Here is a 15,051-nt window from a genome sequence, read left to right as displayed (position 1 = left end):
TATCGTGTTTCATGTGGGCGAGGGGAAATACCTCTCGCCTTTTCATTTGTGGCTCGTGATGTGGTACAATACTGGAATACGACAATACGAGCAAAACCGGGCGCATCCTCTCCTCTGAGACGCGCTGAAGCAGGTGCCAGCTTCAAAAGCAGAAAGGAGCGAAAACCCTATGTCCGGCAAGAAAGCCTATCCCTTTGTCCCCTACACGGCCCACCGTTTAAGCCCCGAAGCGCAACGAGACGGCGTTCGTCTCTATCTTGAGACGATGACACGCAGACGTACCATCCGTGAGTATTCCAGCGAGCCGGTCCCCTTTGAGTTGATTGAAAACGCGATCCGTGCGGCCAGTCTGGCCCCGAGCGGCGCAAATCAGCAGCCCTGGACGTTTGTTGTGGTCAGCGATCCCGAGCTGAAGCGTCAGCTTCGTGAGGCTGCGGAGCGTGAGGAGAAGGAGAGCTATGAGCATCGGATGTCGCGGGAATGGTTGGAGGCGCTGGAACCGCTTGGTACGGACTGGCATAAGCCGCATATTGAACAGGCTCCATATGTCATTGTGGTCTTCGCACAACTCTACGGACTTGAAACCCTGCCAGACGGCTCACAGCGCAAGGTGAAGCATTATTATGTACAGGAATCGGTTGGGATCGCGGTTGGGATGCTGCTTTCGGCCCTGACTTTTGCCGGCCTGGCGACCCTGACCCATACACCCAATCCAATGGGGTTTCTGGGCCAGATCCTCAAGCGTCCAGCCAACGAACGTGCTTATGTCTTGATTCCGGTTGGCTATCCTGCCGAAGATGCAGAGGTGCCCGCGATCGGGAAAAAGCCGCTTGATCAGGTCATGGTGCGCTTTGATGGGCGTCGTTGAGCAGCTTTTCGTAGCGGATCTCTACATTGGGCATGCGGGACATACCTGCCTTCTCGTAGAGGTGGAGCGCTCCCGTCGGGTTTTCGAGGTCGACATTGAGCTGACAGCAGACCGCTCCCCGGCGCTGAAACTCGTGAAACGCGGTCTGGAGGAGTGCCCGGGCCAGCCCCTGCCGTCGATACGGCCGCCGCACCGCCAGCGCTTCGATCCAGCCGAGTGGCTGCTTCTTATGGTCCTTATGCTGAAAGCAGAGCGCGTAGCCTGCGATTGTCTCGTTCTGAATGGCAAGGAACCAGAGCGAGGGGTCAAAATCGGGGCGCTGGATATTATGCAGTTTCCAGGTTGTGAATGAGCTCGGGACATATCCCCAGCTATCCTGAAACGCCTCGTTGTCGGCCTCATAAGTCGCATACTCATCCTGTTCGGGTATGAAGGTACGTAGCGTGAACCCTGCGGGGATCTGCGGCGGTGGCGTCTCGCGGTCAAGGGGATAATCCATTTTGGCGAAGGTGCGTGTTGCTGTGTAGCCTTCGCTCTCAAGCAGCGTGCGGGCGGCGGTGTTGCTGCCTGTCACCCAGCTCAAGAGGGTGGCCGGAGCTCCAGCGGCGACTTCGCGGGCGCGTTGTTCGGCGGTGCGCAGAAGCAGCGTGCCGAGCCCAGAGCCGCAATACTCCGGATGGATGCGCGAGGAGATCACCATGTTGAGCGGGGCATCAGGCGAGCGCCAGAGCGAGGCAAAGCCAATACAGCGCTGCTCGGTTGCAACCAGTAACCAGGCGTCTCGGGCCAGGGAGAAAAGGGGGGTCTTCTGAAAGGCGTCTGAGAGTGCGCGGCTGTGTTCCTGTGCGGTGCGGCTGTTTTGCCCGGTCTCTGCCTGTTCGCAGATCGCCAGCAGCTCACCGATGGCATGGAGATCTCTCCAGGTGGGCGCTCGCATGCGAAAATAGCCAGTCATGGCTTTCTCCTTCCATATGCCATTGTTTGGGAATCCTTTCACATAGCGAATACGAGCGTTCTGTTCTCTCTTCATTATAGCAGACAGAAGACGGTTTTGTCCTGTGCAAAGGGAGGGACGACAGCGTTTTCATATGAGTACTTTTGGAAACATGAACGGCGTGAAAGTTCTTTGCACGATGCGTGTTCTTTGCGCTGCCGTTCGCGCCCGAAAAGGAGGAGAGTCTGCGCTATTGCCAGCGATGCAGAGAGAAGTATGATTATATCTCTATCCGGTTTTGCATTGTGTGTAGAGTGAGATAGTACTTTTTTTGGAAAGAGACATGTGTAAAGATGTATCAGAAAAATTCATTGTATATATCTTTATGCAAGGGAAGAATGGTGAAGTTTATTATTATTGACATGAAGGTACAGGCATGTTATTTTTCTATCAGGATACTTTCCGGAAGAAAAACAATTTATGGTTTATACTGTATTTCAATACTGTGGTTTTCGGGATGTCATCGGTGGGGAGAATATACATGGACAGAAGATGGACAGAAGCAACGGGCCCTTTCCTCTCTTTTCCCTCCCAAATGATGCGCGTTCCAGGCAGTAAGTGCCTGGCGGTTTGATTGCAAAGGAAAGGTCTTGTGCGTGTACATCCTTGATTTAGAGACCATGTTGGAAGTCCTGACATACCATCGCAGGACAGGGGTGCTCTCGGCGGATCTTCCTTCAGGTGGCCCGATGCTGAAGGAAGCCTGTCACCTTGAGATTATGGTTGACAGGGGAAAGGTGCGCTCCTGCTCGATTACTGACCAGAACGGTCATGTCCTGATGGAGAACGAGCAGGCATTGCAGATGATCAAGAGTCTGGGAGTAATTCGCTGGAGGTTATCCGAGAGCGCAAAGAAGGCCGCGTTACAGGAACTCCCTGCTACCGCTGCTGCCCGCTCTTCTGCGGGCGTTCCCCGGCGGCTGGTACATCTGGGAGCGGAGCATATGGCCTCGTGGCCGCGCCTGTATCGCAGTGTTTATGCATTGATCGATGGACAGACGAGTCTGGAGCGCATTGCCCGGATGCTCTTTGTTATGCCGGGAGTTGTGGAGCAGGTTATTTCTGATTTGCGCTCCATTCGCGTCGTGGATATGGACTAAGTGAGGAGCTGGATGATGTGGAAGGCGGAAAAAGTGCGTATCAAGGGCGATTCAAGTAAGCTTCCAAAGGTGCCCTCCTATTTGCGCGTTCAGGGGTCCGGTGATAGTGGCCTGCTGGGCTGGTGGTATCGGCTGGCAGCCCCTGAGAAGCCGGGTGAGTTGATGGATATGGAGAAGCGGGAAACCTATCGCAGGGGGAGGCTGGCGAGTCTGATCTTGCTGGCGCTGCTGTTCCTGCCGCTGACGGCTCTACCGCTGGCCTTGCGAGCCGCGACCCTGGCACCGACACTGATTGTGGCTGGTCTGGCGCTGGCGACCATCTTCGCGCTGGTGGTCAACCGCTTCGGCTCGACTATGCTGGCCGGCTGGATCGCGGTCTGTGCCTGTATTGCCGCAACCATGCTCGTCTTGCTCTGCTCGCCACGCGGCATAAGCGTGATTTCATTGCCAATCCTCTGTATTCTGGTGATCCCGGAGCTGCTGGCTGCGTCGCTTTTGCCTCCTCGTGTTGTTTTTGGGGTGGCGCTCTTTAACTGTGGCTTTGCCTGGTGGGCGCTGGCTTTCCTGCCGCATACGACGACGGTTGCGCGGCTGCTAGAACTTGGCCTGCCATACCTGTTGCTGATCCCCACGAACATCTATATTACGGTCGCGCTGATCGCCTATCTCTGGGTGCGCAGTGCTGGCCGGGCGATTGCTCGTGCTGATCGGGCCGAAGAGATCGCGCGGCTTGAACACGATCTGGCGATTCAGATGCAGGAGAAGGCGCTGCAAATGGAACAGCTCGACCAGAGCATTGAGCAGATTATCCAGACACAGACACGCGTCGCGAATGGAGACCTGAACGCGCGGGTGCCGCTGACTCGTGAAAACCTCCTCTGGCCGGTTGCTGGCTCACTGAACAATATCATCGCTCGCTTGCAACGCGCGCGTTCCGCAGAAGAGGAGCTGGAACGCACCAGAAAAGAGGCGGAACAACTGGTAGAGGCGCTGCGGGAGCTTCGCCACTCCCAGGAGCAGCTTCAGATAACGCGTGGTGGCACCGTGGTTGATGCGATCGCGGTCGAGCTGGCGACGCTGCTCAACGGACGGATCGTGACGGGGCCGCTTGGCACTCCTTATCCACTGAAAGAGAAGCAATAATTCCTCCGTTCGGTTCGTACCCTTGTTGCCGACTCACAGGCAATGTATCCCGGTGAGAGATGGAGATAGGTGTTCCTATCTACCATCTCTTTTTCATGTTCTGTTATGATATAGTGAGAAGTGTAAATCTGTTCAGACTCTTCCCGTTTTTATGTGCTCCTGAAGCAAGAAGCAACCGGCTCTTCCATATATGGATCTGGTAATGTAGTGCTTCTCCATCCCGAGAAAGCCTTCTTGCTTCAACGGGCCCGTTCGGTTTGTCGTCTAATTTGTGATGACTGCGTTTTGTGGCCGTCGGCGCGCATCGTGAACCGGGAAGAGCTGGCATAAACCATTCAACATATGGTAGAGTACGACCCGGCTCCATTGATAGGTAGGGCGCTGGCTCTATGGAGGGGCGCTGCTGATAGCTGGTGGAGCAACCAGGAGTGCGAATCAGGCGTTTGTGCAACGAGTTGCCGATGCGATGCGTACCTTGTATACGTCAGGAGTGCGACGTTTTGTTTGACGTCCGTTGGCTTTACGTGATACGCTTGAATTGCGAAGAGCCCGCAACGGCTTCGCGAGGGAAACAAACAAACGCACAGATAAGCAGATAGGCAGCAAAGAATGCTGCCTTGTGATAAAAACCCTGGTTCAGGGTTGCCGCGGCGTACAGGCCGCTATCATAACAGGTACGTAGACGTACAAGAAGTTTAGGGTGAAGAAAATGGGAGAAACAAAAGTAAAGATTTCACGTGGTAAGTTCGAGCATATCAACCGTCTGGCCGACGAGCGCGGCGTGATCGCTGCTGCTGCAATGGATCAGCGAGGCTCTCTGCGTAAGGCGATTGGGAAGGCAAAGGGAGGCGAGGCGTCCATTGAGGAGCTGAGCGAGTTCAAGGTGCAGGTAGCAGAGGTTCTGACGCAGCACGCGAGCGCGATTCTGCTCGATCCTGAGTACGGTCTGGAGGCTGCCAAACATCGCGCATCTCATGCCGGCATGCTGCTGGCCTATGAGAAGACCGGCTATGATGCAACAGTCAAGGGTCGTTTCCCTGATCTGCTGGATGATTGGTCGGTGCGCCGTCTGGTCGAGGCCGGTGCTGACGCCATCAAGATCCTGATGTACTATGATCCAGACGATACCCGCGAGATCAACACCCGCAAAGAGGCGTTTATTGAGCGCGTTGGCGCTGAGTGTCGCGCGTATGACATTCCCTTCTTCCTGGAAGTAATCGCTTATAGCGATGAGATCGGCGACGAGAAGAGCTTCGAGTTTGCCAAAGTAAAGCCAGAGAAGGTCAAGAAGTACATGGCCGAGTTCTCCAAGCCGCAGTATGGCGTCGATGTGCTCAAGGTTGAAGTCCCGGTGAACATGAAGTATGTTGAGGGCACGCAGGCCAATACTGAGGGCAAGGTAGCCTACACACGTGAGCAGGCGAAGCAGTATTTCCGTGAGACGGCGTCTGTGTCGCGTGTGCCGTTTATCTACCTCAGCGCTGGCGTCAGCAATGCTGTCTTCCTGGAAACCCTGGAGCTGGCTGCTGAAGCCGATACCCCGTTCGCTGGTGTGCTTTGCGGTCGGGCGACCTGGCAGGATGGTATCAAGGTCTATGCCGAGGGCGGCGCGAGCGCGTTGAGAAGCTGGCTTGAAGATCAGGGCGTGAAGAACATTACTGCACTGAATAAGGTGCTCAGCAAGGGCGCAAAACCCTGGTGGGACTTCTACGGCGGTAAGGACAATATCGAGGTCATTTAAGCAAACAGAGCAGATCAGAAGGGGAGTTACTGCCTTGCCGGGAGTAATTCCCCTTTACCTATCTTTTCTGGTATGATGCTGTACAGGGGTGTGCTTGAAGCATGTGCTCCGTCCTGATGACAGTACATGCGTTCTTGCGTCTATTTTTGTGAAAATGCGATGAAGGAGCAGAACAGTATGACGACGGCTATCGAACAGGACATTCGCAGTATTCCCGCTATTTTGCGGCAGACCTATCAGCGTGTTGAAGCCTATCGCGCACAACTGGCCCCGTTCTTTGAAGGCCCGCTGGCTTTCCTGGGCTGTGGCTCTTCGTACAACGTGTCGGCGGCGCTGGCAGCTTTTTATGAGCAGGAAAAGGGTGCTCCAGGTCAGGCGCTCTTCCCTTCTGATTATCGGCCTCGTAAGGGCTGGACCAATATTGCTATCAGCCGCTCAGGGACGACAACCGAGCTGTTGACCGCGTTGCGTCGTGCGAAGGCCGAAGGAATTCGTACGCTGGTGCTGGTTGGTGATAGCGGCTCCCCGGCTGAGGAGCTGGCTGATGCTGTGCTCCCGCTTGAGTTCGCTTCTGAGCAGGGTGTGGTACAGACCCGCTTTATTGTAGCCGTCTCGCTGGCTCTGCGCCTGCTGATTGCCGGTGAGCAGCCCGGACTCGCCGAAGAGATTGAGCAAGCATTGAATACCTTTGACGCGAAGCCCTATTTGCGCTTTAACCACGTGGTCTATCTCGGGCGTGGCTGGCGCTACGGACTGGCTCGCACCGCCGCACTGAATTTGCAGGAGACCGCAATTCTGGTGCCCGAGAGCCACCAGACGCTTGACTACCGGCATGGCCCGATTGCCAGCCTTGACGAGAACTCGCTTGTCTGGTGCCTGGATGGAAAAGATGATCCTGCCGTTGCTGCGGTCATCGAAGATGTGCGCAAGACGGGTGCAAGCGTATACTGGCCCGGTGTTGATCCGCTGGTAACGATCGCGCAGGGGCAACTGTTCTCGCTGCGCAAGGCCGAGGCCCGTGGAGTTGATCCAATGGCACCGCGCCACTTGAGCCGCTCCATTGTTCTTTCAGAGACGGAAGCCTAGCGATGCGCCCGATTCTGACTGTCACGCTGAATGCTGCAATCGATACGACCTTGATGGTTCCTGAGACGATTCAGCTCGGGGAGTCGTACAAGGCACAGCGCGTGCTCAAGCTGCCCGGTGGCAAGGGGCTGAACGTGGCGCGAGTGCTGCACACGCTCGGTCTACCCGTCACCGCGACGGGGTTTGCCGGTGGGCTTGCTGCGGAGTTTCTGCAAAGCGGGCTCTCGCGTGCTGGCATTGAAGCTACCTTCCAGCAGATAGCCGGAGAGACTCGCACCTGTACCGCTATTGTCGAGCTGAACAAGAATCGTGTGACTGAGGTCAACGAGCCCGGGCCCGCGATTCAGCCTGCTGAGGCTGAGGCGTTTCTGACCCTGTTTCGGCGTTTGCTTGCTGATGTGGAGCTGGTTGCGCTGTCAGGCTCGCTGCCGCCCGGTCTTCCCACTGATTTCTATGCTCGCCTGATTGAAGTGGCGCATGGCCAGAACGTTCCGGTCTCGCTGGATACGAGCGGGGCGGCGCTTCGTCCCGGCGTTGAAGCTCGCCCTCTGCTGGTCAAGCCGAACGCGACAGAGATTCAGACCTTTGTCGGTGGAGCGGTACGCAGCGTTGAGGAGGCCGTGCAGGCGGGACAGCGCATGCGTCAGCACGGCGTGGAGCTGGTCGCTATCACGCTTGGTGCCGAAGGGGCGGTGCTGGTTTCGGCTCGTGGGGCCTGGTATGGGAGCCTGAGCACAGAGAAGCCGGTTTCAACGGTTGGCTGTGGTGATGCCTTTGTTGCCGGAATGCTGGCGGCGCTCTATCAAGCTGTCGAACGTGGCGCGTCTTCCTCAATCGTGGAGGCTGCCGCCGCTGATGCGGTGCTGGAACAGGCTTTCAGGCAGGCGCTCGCGTGCGGAACCGCCAACACTCGTCAGCCCGGTGCCGGTGTGCTGCAGCGAGAGGATGTCGAGCGGTTGATGCAACAGGTCATATTACAGCGTGTTACAGCATAAATAGACGAAATAATACGAGCGTCCTGTCACCCTCAACCCCCTGAACAGGTGACGGTCGCTCGTGTTGTTTTGATTATAGCCTGATTGTTCGCGAAAAGAGAATAACCTATTTCACTGCTTCATTGTGAACTGCCTCACTGAAAAAGAGAAAATCACCTATGTATCTCTGCCGTTTGTGGAAACCTGCTCTGCCCCTCCCTGCTCATATAGATGCTTGCTCTGCTCTGGTCTGTGAAGGGCGCTTTCCCATCTGTCATATCTTGTGCTTGTGGAGCGGTGTCTTCTGTTTGGTGTGAGTAATTGGCGAGTGGCGAGCGCAGAGAAGCAGGAATACAGGCGGGCATCTCTCGATCCTGAATGGAGGTCTTTTTTTGATACGATATCGTTCGCATTAAAATTTTATATATATTTTCCGTAGACCCATTTATCCTATTTCTTGCCATTCTTTTTTTATCTATGGTTCTGTTATAATGTTAGAAGTTTTCTATTATGGCATACTTTAGAGCTTGTTTTCTGCTTTCATGACGATTCTTATATTTCCTTGTATACTCTATGTAGACGGGGCGGTCAGCAGGGAGGTTGACAAACCCCGCAGAGAGTTTTGGCTAGTCGGAAAGAATAGTGTCCATGAATACGAATATCAGCACTACAGCGACGACGATTACAGTTGGCAAAGTAACCTATCACCAGCAAGTCAGTTATTGCGGGAAGTCACGTTGCCGCAAGTGCCGGGAAGGAAACGGCCACGGCCCGTACTGGTATGCCTATAAAACCGTTGATGGCAAGACAACGCGTTCCTATGTAGGGAAACAGTTGCCTGAAGAGGTGTTGGCCCAGGTCAGAGATCAATTGCCGCCAACCATGCAGGAGCGGGCGGATGAGCTCTCAAATGCACTGATTCGTATTTATGTCCTCGGCCAGTTTCGGCTGGAACGGCGTACAGGACGCGCTGCCACCTGGGAAACCGTGACCGAATCGTCATGGCAGCATCAGCGTGTTCGGGCGTTGCTTGGATGCCTGGTGAGCAGTCCCGGGCGCAAGCTTGGCCGTGAGCAGATTATGGACGCGCTCTGGCCCGATCTCGATTTCGAGACTGCCGCCGGGCGTCTCGATAAGGCTGTCTATAGCCTGCGTCAGCTTCTTGAGCCTTCTCGGGGACGCCATGCTGTATCTGAGCTGTTATTGACTGAGCGGGAAATGGTGGTGCTTGCCGATCAGTCAAAGGTCTGGATTGACGCTGATCATTTTGAATATTTGCTGAATCAGGCTCACACAACCCGGGATGAGGGCGAGGCCGAGCACTATTTAGATGAGGCCGTGACGCTCTATGGTGGCGATTTTCTGCCGGAGGAGCGCCGGCTTGAGACTGCACTGACACGTCGTTCCTCACTGCAACGGAGTTGGATCGGGGCGCTGCTTGAGTTGTCTGATCTACGCGTGCTGCGTGAGGCGCTGCCAGGAGCGATTGAGCCGCTTGACCGTCTGCTTTCGGTCGATCCCACGAACGAGGCAGCGGTACAGCGTTTGATGCGTTTGCTTGCTTCGCTTGGGCGGCGTGCTGAAGCGATCCGCATTTATAAGAGCCTGGTTTCTGTCTTGCAGAAAGAATATAATATCGCTCCTCTTCCAGATACACGCCGTTTGTACGAGATGCTGCGCTCTGGCAATAAAGATGCGCTGCTCTCGCTCGACCCCGTCTCTACCCAGCAGCCGACCGAGGACGAAGCGAGCACGCGAGTCACCCGTCCCGAGGCGGTGCGCATTGGACGTGAGCATCAGAGCCCTCTTGTGGGGCGCGAGGAAGAGCTTGCCGCGCTTTCCAGCATGATCACGGAGATTGAGAACGCGAACCGTTTCAAGCTGACGGTCCAGAAGCGCACGGTGGTCTCGGCTCTGGATACACCGAAACGCGCTCAGACGGCTCTGGTTCTGGGCGAAGTCGGGATCGGGAAGACGCGTCTTGCTGAAGAGGTCGGTCGTGAGGCCAAGCGTAAAGGGTGGGCGATTGCATGGAGCCGCGTCTATGCTCAGGAAGGCTCGATTCCCTATCGTCTCTGGACCGAGATTCTACGCCGTGCGATCTCAAATGCGACATGGCCCCGTCGAGCCCTGACCGAGCGCCCGCAACTGTTTCAGCCTCTGCTCGCGCTGCTTCCTGAGCTGGCTGACCACCTGCCTCCGGTCCAGACGTATACGCAGGCCATTTCGCCCGAACAGGAGCAGTTGCGCCTGAAAGAGGCTTCGCTACACCTGCTGACGCTTATTAGCGAGAGCTGCCCCCTGTTGCTTGTGCTGGATGATCTGCAATGGTCCGATGGGAGTAGTTGCGATATGCTGGCTTACCTTGCCCGGCGGATTGTGGGTCACCCGATCGTGATTGTCGGGACGTGTCGCGAACATGAACTGCCAGAGGGCCACCCGTTACGCGCCCTGCTGACCGACCTTCAGCGAGAACGTGCCGTTGAGCTTGTCTCTCTTGAGCCGCTGACTGATGATGAGATCGGGAAACTGGTCTCGGCTGTGCCCTATATTTCGGAGCCGCTGGTGCAACGAATCAGCTCGCGGGCGGCGGGGAACCCGTTCTTTGCCGAGGAATTGGCGCGCACGATCGGGGCGGGGCTGGCGCGCGACAAGAACGATCTTCTATCGCTGGATGAGCAGCTTCCCGAAACAATCGCGGCGGTGCTCGATCTACGACTTGATCGGTTGAGCCCTGATTGTCAGCGCCTGTTAAACAAGGCGGCGGTTCTGGGAGGTCCTTTCGAGTTTCAGGTTATCAGCGAGATGGAGGCAGCGACCCCCGGTTCCGACGAGGATCGCGTGCTTGATCTATTAGAGGAGGCGCTGCGCTCAGGTATGCTGACCGAGGAGGGAACCGGCACGCATATTACCTATCAGTTCTGGCATCCGCTGCTGATTAACCACCTGTATGAGAAGCTTTCGGCGGCACGTCGGGCCAGCCTGCACCGGCGAGCGGCCGATGTATTTCAGCGGTTGTATGCTGGTCACGAGGAAGAGGAGGCGGCCAACATCACGCAGCACCTTGTGAAAGGTGGCGCGGCCCCGAGCAAGATCACCTATTTCGCGGAGATGGCGGCACGGCGTGCACATCGGCTCTCCGACTATCCCAATGCCGAACAATATTACCGGATTGCCCTGCAACATCTGGCAACCCACCACGAGCAGCAGGAGCATCACGCCTACCTGCTTGAATGCCTCGGCGAATGCACCCGTGTTCAAGGGAAAGATGAAGCTGCAAGAGAATTTTATAAGCAAGCTTTAGATGTGCGTCATAGCAATTATGGCGATACCTCTCTTTCCGAAGAAGAGGCGCAGATGCAGGCGTTGCTCTGGTGTGCGATCGGGGTTACCTGGTATGATACGGCCTATAATGAGCCTGCTCGTCAGTGTTATGCAAAGGGTGAAGAGATCTTGCGGGAGGCAGGGGTTCAAGGTGGGGCTGCATGGGCACAGATACGACTGATGCAGAGCTACACCTTCTGGCGCGAGGGCGCTTATGAGCAAGCCAGACAATCGGCTCAAGAAGCACTTACGCTCTTCGAGAACTCGATGAAGGAGCCCGGCAAGCAGAGCGAGAAGGATGAATATTTGACAAATATCCGTCGTATCCTTGTCGGTAACTACTCCATTGAACTTGGTCCTGTATACAGGCTATTGGGATTAATTGAAGCATCAGGAGGGAGATGTAGCGAAGGGATAAATTACTTTAATACTGCGCTTGCCTTCTTTGAGCGGCATGAACGCCTAAGAGATGTGGCCATGGTGAATATGGATTTAGGAGATGTCTTTCTTAGAAAAGGAGAATTCCTGAATGCACAATCAGTATTGCGGCGCTCTTTAAGTATGATGGAACGTATAGGTGAGGTGCCGCTAATAGCATTTATTCATGCCAATATAGGTGTGCTGAACATGCGAATAGGGAACCTTGTTGATGCAGTGACAGAGCTAAGTCAAGGTGTGTCCTTTGCTGAGAAAATTGTTGAGCCTGCATCTGTCTGTGTTATGAGTATTTATTTGTCTTATGCGCAGCAAGATCAAGGTGAAATTGAAGCGGCTTTTGCGACACTGGTTAAAGCGTTGAAGCTTTGCCATACTGTATATATTCCTCCCTATGTTGGGATGGCTCTTGTCGCTTTGGGCAATCTGCGAATCTTACTCTCTTCTGAGGTCAGCCCTATCGATTTTCCGGATATGACGCGATTACGAGATAGAGGGCAGTGCTTAAAAAAGGCAATGTATGCATTACAAAAAGCTCTGCGTATAGAGGGGTTGGAGGTTGAAACAAAGGTTGAGGGTTTGCTTGCTATGGCTCAGGTCTCTCTGCTAATGGGCGAAAGCGATAAAGCTCTTGCGTATATACAGCAAGCCTTACGAGATATCAAAAAGTATGAATTGGAATGGCTACAAGGAAGAAGTTATCGTTTGCTAGGGCTGGTTGTGTATTCTCGACAGGAGCTAGAAAAGGCGAAAACATATTTTGAGAGATCCATAAGTATAAACAGGAAGAATGGAATGCGTATAGAATTGGCGCATACATTGTCTGCTTATGGGGCATTACTGTTGCAACATAGAGAACAAAAAGTAAGTACGAATGGTTTAAAATTTCTCAACGAGGCGCGTCTTATATATAAAGAGTGTGGAGCAAAGATATATCTGAGACAAATTGAGAATATACTTGTAAGATACGATAAAGCTGCAGCTCGTAACTAATACAGTTCTTCATAGAGGAATAGTTTCTGCTAAAATAGCAGAAGGATTGGTAGCAAAGCATAACTCATCCATAAGGTGCGCGAGGTCCATCGCAGATTGCGACCATTACTCTACCTTGTGATCTCTTACGACGAGGGTGGCGAACTCTATTTCGTTGTACGACCTCCCGCGGTTTGCCCGCGTATACTGCACCCTCCGAAAATTGCGAAAAATCCGCCACATTTCCCCCTCATTGCAGGGTATGATTCTTCTCGGAAGCGAATTACTGATAGACCCGTCGGTAATCGCGGTCGTGCAGTAAGACCGATTTTGCAGACACCGTTCTACTTGCTTATAGCGGGGCGCAGAAGGCTCGTCCTCACAAACCCATTCAGAAGAATGACGGTGTGCGAAATCGGCGCTACTTGCCCGAGCTTCCACCCATAATCGCTTGCGGCTCTCGAAAGGCATGCATGTTATATCGAGAGTACGACCCGGTTTCCAAATTGAGCCTGCGCTATACTGGAAAGTCGAACCAGAGCAGGTGAGTAGCAGTCCGAATGACACACCCATTTCGGTTGCTCCCGCGGAAGGATGTGCCAGGATGAATCTCGCATTGCGTAACCGCCAGTTGCTTGTACTTGTGCTCCTCGCCCTTGTGACCGTCCTTGTGTTGACCTTCGTGCTTCTGAGTGCCGTTGCCCATGTCGATGTATGGCACGGCCTGATGTCCTGGAGCGGAACCGTCTTCAAGCCAGATATTGCATATCCACGTCCGTGACGTGTTGTTCGCTCTCCTTTGTAGAAGCGTATGTCGTAAAGTGGGCAGAAGGTCCTGAGCCCCCTGCAAGATCGCGCCGATGGTGTGTGAGCAGGGCGGCTCTAGAAGCATCGTGGATGTGGCGCAACTGCCCCGTTGCGTTTGGCATCGATGGTGCAGGAAAGGACAGAGTGATGTCACACTATGACTGATGTACGAAGCGGGCCCTTGCTTGTATCCACGACCTGACTTCGTGCCAGAATACGCAAAATGGAAGGCGAGATGATGGGTGGTAGGGAAACGCAGTAAACGCCCTCTGCAACGGTTCACAGAGGGCGTTTCTCTTTTGTCCGCGTTCGGGATGTGCCTCGTTTCCCCTTACGATGGTATGGTTATGCCATAGAAAGAAAGATGGAGAGCATATATAGGGATCTGTCAGCACGATGGAGAGATTGACAGCTCTACAGCTCTATATAAAGGGTGTGAAATCGCGTATACTACTGGTAGGGAAAAGAGGTATACGAAAGGAAAGAGGGAACTCCCGATGCTCAAAGATCCGCAAAAAAAAGCGATTCTTCGGCAGGAGCGGCGAATTGGGTTGCTGGCCCTCCTGTTTGCCAGTGTCTGCTTCATCCTCCTTTTGCTCTTTTGCAACAGGTCGGAAGTTTCAGTGCTGTTTAGCATCCTCTTTCTCGTCGGGGCGATCATATTAGCTCTGTTTGATGGGTTCACACGGCGGAACAAAAAGCAGTGGCTCGCACGGCATGGGGTCTCTATTCTGGCTCAGATAACTCGAATCGAGGAACGCCAGTGGAAAGCGGATAGCGGTCATTACGAGTGTTACATTCTTCATTTGGAATGGATCAGCGATACAGGAAGAATCTATCACTTTCAGCAAGAAATTCCCTGGACTCAGTATCACTATCAACGCTACACTCCGGGTTCCTGGTGTACGGTGCACATCGATCCTGATGACCCGACCTTCTACCACGTCGAGGCCTGATTCTCTTTCTCCACCCGGATAGCATCGGATGCTGCTACCAGTATATAATGAGGAGCAAACAGTAACCTCAGGAAAAAGGATACCTTCCATGAATGAAGAAATAAGAGTGCGGCGTGCCACTGAGCATGATATTGAGATCCTGACCGATCTGCGGGTCGCATTCCTCAGCCAGATATATGAAGTGCAGAACCCCCAGGCGCTCTGGAAGAATACGTACCAGTACATGTGTGAAAAGGTTCCCTCGGGCGGCTTTGTGAGCTGGATTGCCGAGGTAAACGGCACCGTTGTCGGAACCAGCGGCCTGGTTTTCTTTGATCCTCCACCTTCAGCGCGTCTTGGGACCGGCAGAGAGGCCTACATCCTTAATATGTACACGCTTCCCGAATGGCGGGGCAGAGGGATCGCCTCGCGCCTGTTGAGTGCGTTGATCCAGTTTGCGCGTGAAAGTGGAGCCTGGCGCATCTGGCTCTCAGCGACCGACGAGGGGAAGCCAGTCTATGAGAAGCATGGCTTTGTTACGCGGGGTCAGGGCAAGCAAACCGAGATGGAACTGCTGTTGTCGTAGCAAAAAAGAAGCAGCCAGCACGTGTCCTTCTGTCTGGCTGCTCCCCACGGGTGACGGGAGGGGAACGACGCTTTTCCTTGATAGGC

General features: G+C 54.3%; 11 protein-coding genes. 10 read left to right on the top strand and 1 reads right to left on the bottom strand.

The window, feature by feature from the left end; genetic code table 11:
- The first annotated feature begins 169 nt into the window (after positions 1-169).
- Positions 170-868: a nitroreductase family protein gene (locus KTH_RS02990; protein WP_111323047.1), complete on the top strand. Its 699-nt coding sequence runs from the start codon at positions 170-172 to the stop codon at positions 866-868.
- Here the strand turns inward: KTH_RS02990 and KTH_RS02985 are convergent.
- Positions 840-1,823, bottom strand: coding sequence for a GNAT family N-acetyltransferase (locus KTH_RS02985; RefSeq protein WP_170142616.1), 984 nt, complete (start codon positions 1,821-1,823; stop codon positions 840-842). The two genes, KTH_RS02990 and KTH_RS02985, sit on opposite strands and share 29 nt — an antisense overlap.
- 635 nt (positions 1,824-2,458) lie before the next feature.
- Here KTH_RS02985 and KTH_RS02980 point away from each other — a divergent pair.
- From KTH_RS02980 to KTH_RS02940, 9 genes are all read left to right on the top strand, one after another.
- A complete protein-coding gene (locus KTH_RS02980; RefSeq protein WP_111323041.1) occupies positions 2,459-2,962 on the top strand; it encodes a hypothetical protein in 504 nt (167 codons plus the stop codon).
- 12 nt (positions 2,963-2,974) lie between these two features.
- Positions 2,975-4,105 carry a hypothetical protein gene (locus tag KTH_RS02975; protein ID WP_137686030.1) on the top strand — a complete coding sequence of 377 codons (1,131 nt, stop codon included), beginning with the start codon at positions 2,975-2,977 and terminating at the stop codon, positions 4,103-4,105.
- Positions 4,106-4,814: 709 nt separating this feature from the next.
- Positions 4,815-5,846: a tagatose 1,6-diphosphate aldolase gene (locus KTH_RS02970; protein ID WP_111323037.1), complete on the top strand. Its 1,032-nt coding sequence runs from the start codon at positions 4,815-4,817 to the stop codon at positions 5,844-5,846.
- Between the two features lie 177 nt (positions 5,847-6,023).
- Positions 6,024-6,932, top strand: a complete 909-nt coding sequence (locus KTH_RS02965; RefSeq protein ID WP_170142615.1) for an SIS domain-containing protein — start codon at positions 6,024-6,026, stop codon at positions 6,930-6,932.
- A gap of 2 nt (positions 6,933-6,934) precedes the next feature.
- Positions 6,935-7,927 (top strand): 1-phosphofructokinase family hexose kinase, encoded by a 993-nt coding sequence (locus tag KTH_RS02960; protein ID WP_497616365.1) that lies wholly within the window; start codon positions 6,935-6,937, stop codon positions 7,925-7,927.
- 627 nt (positions 7,928-8,554) lie between these two features.
- Positions 8,555-12,658, top strand: a complete 4,104-nt coding sequence (locus KTH_RS02955; protein WP_497616362.1) for a DUF6788 family protein — start codon at positions 8,555-8,557, stop codon at positions 12,656-12,658.
- A 583-nt stretch (positions 12,659-13,241) separates the two neighbouring features.
- The gene (locus tag KTH_RS02950) at positions 13,242-13,418 is read left to right on the top strand and encodes a hypothetical protein (protein ID WP_497616359.1); all 177 of its coding nucleotides are present in this window, start codon (positions 13,242-13,244) and stop codon (positions 13,416-13,418) included.
- A 523-nt stretch (positions 13,419-13,941) separates the two neighbouring features.
- Positions 13,942-14,400, top strand: a complete 459-nt coding sequence (locus KTH_RS02945; protein ID WP_111323025.1) for a DUF3592 domain-containing protein — start codon at positions 13,942-13,944, stop codon at positions 14,398-14,400.
- A gap of 88 nt (positions 14,401-14,488) precedes the next feature.
- Positions 14,489-14,965 carry a GNAT family N-acetyltransferase gene (locus KTH_RS02940; protein WP_170142613.1) on the top strand — a complete coding sequence of 159 codons (477 nt, stop codon included), beginning with the start codon at positions 14,489-14,491 and terminating at the stop codon, positions 14,963-14,965.
- Positions 14,966-15,051 lie beyond the last annotated feature (86 nt).

The sequence above is a fragment of the Thermosporothrix sp. COM3 genome (genome assembly GCF_059696735.1).
This window is presented reverse-complemented; position numbering and strand designations above follow the sequence as displayed.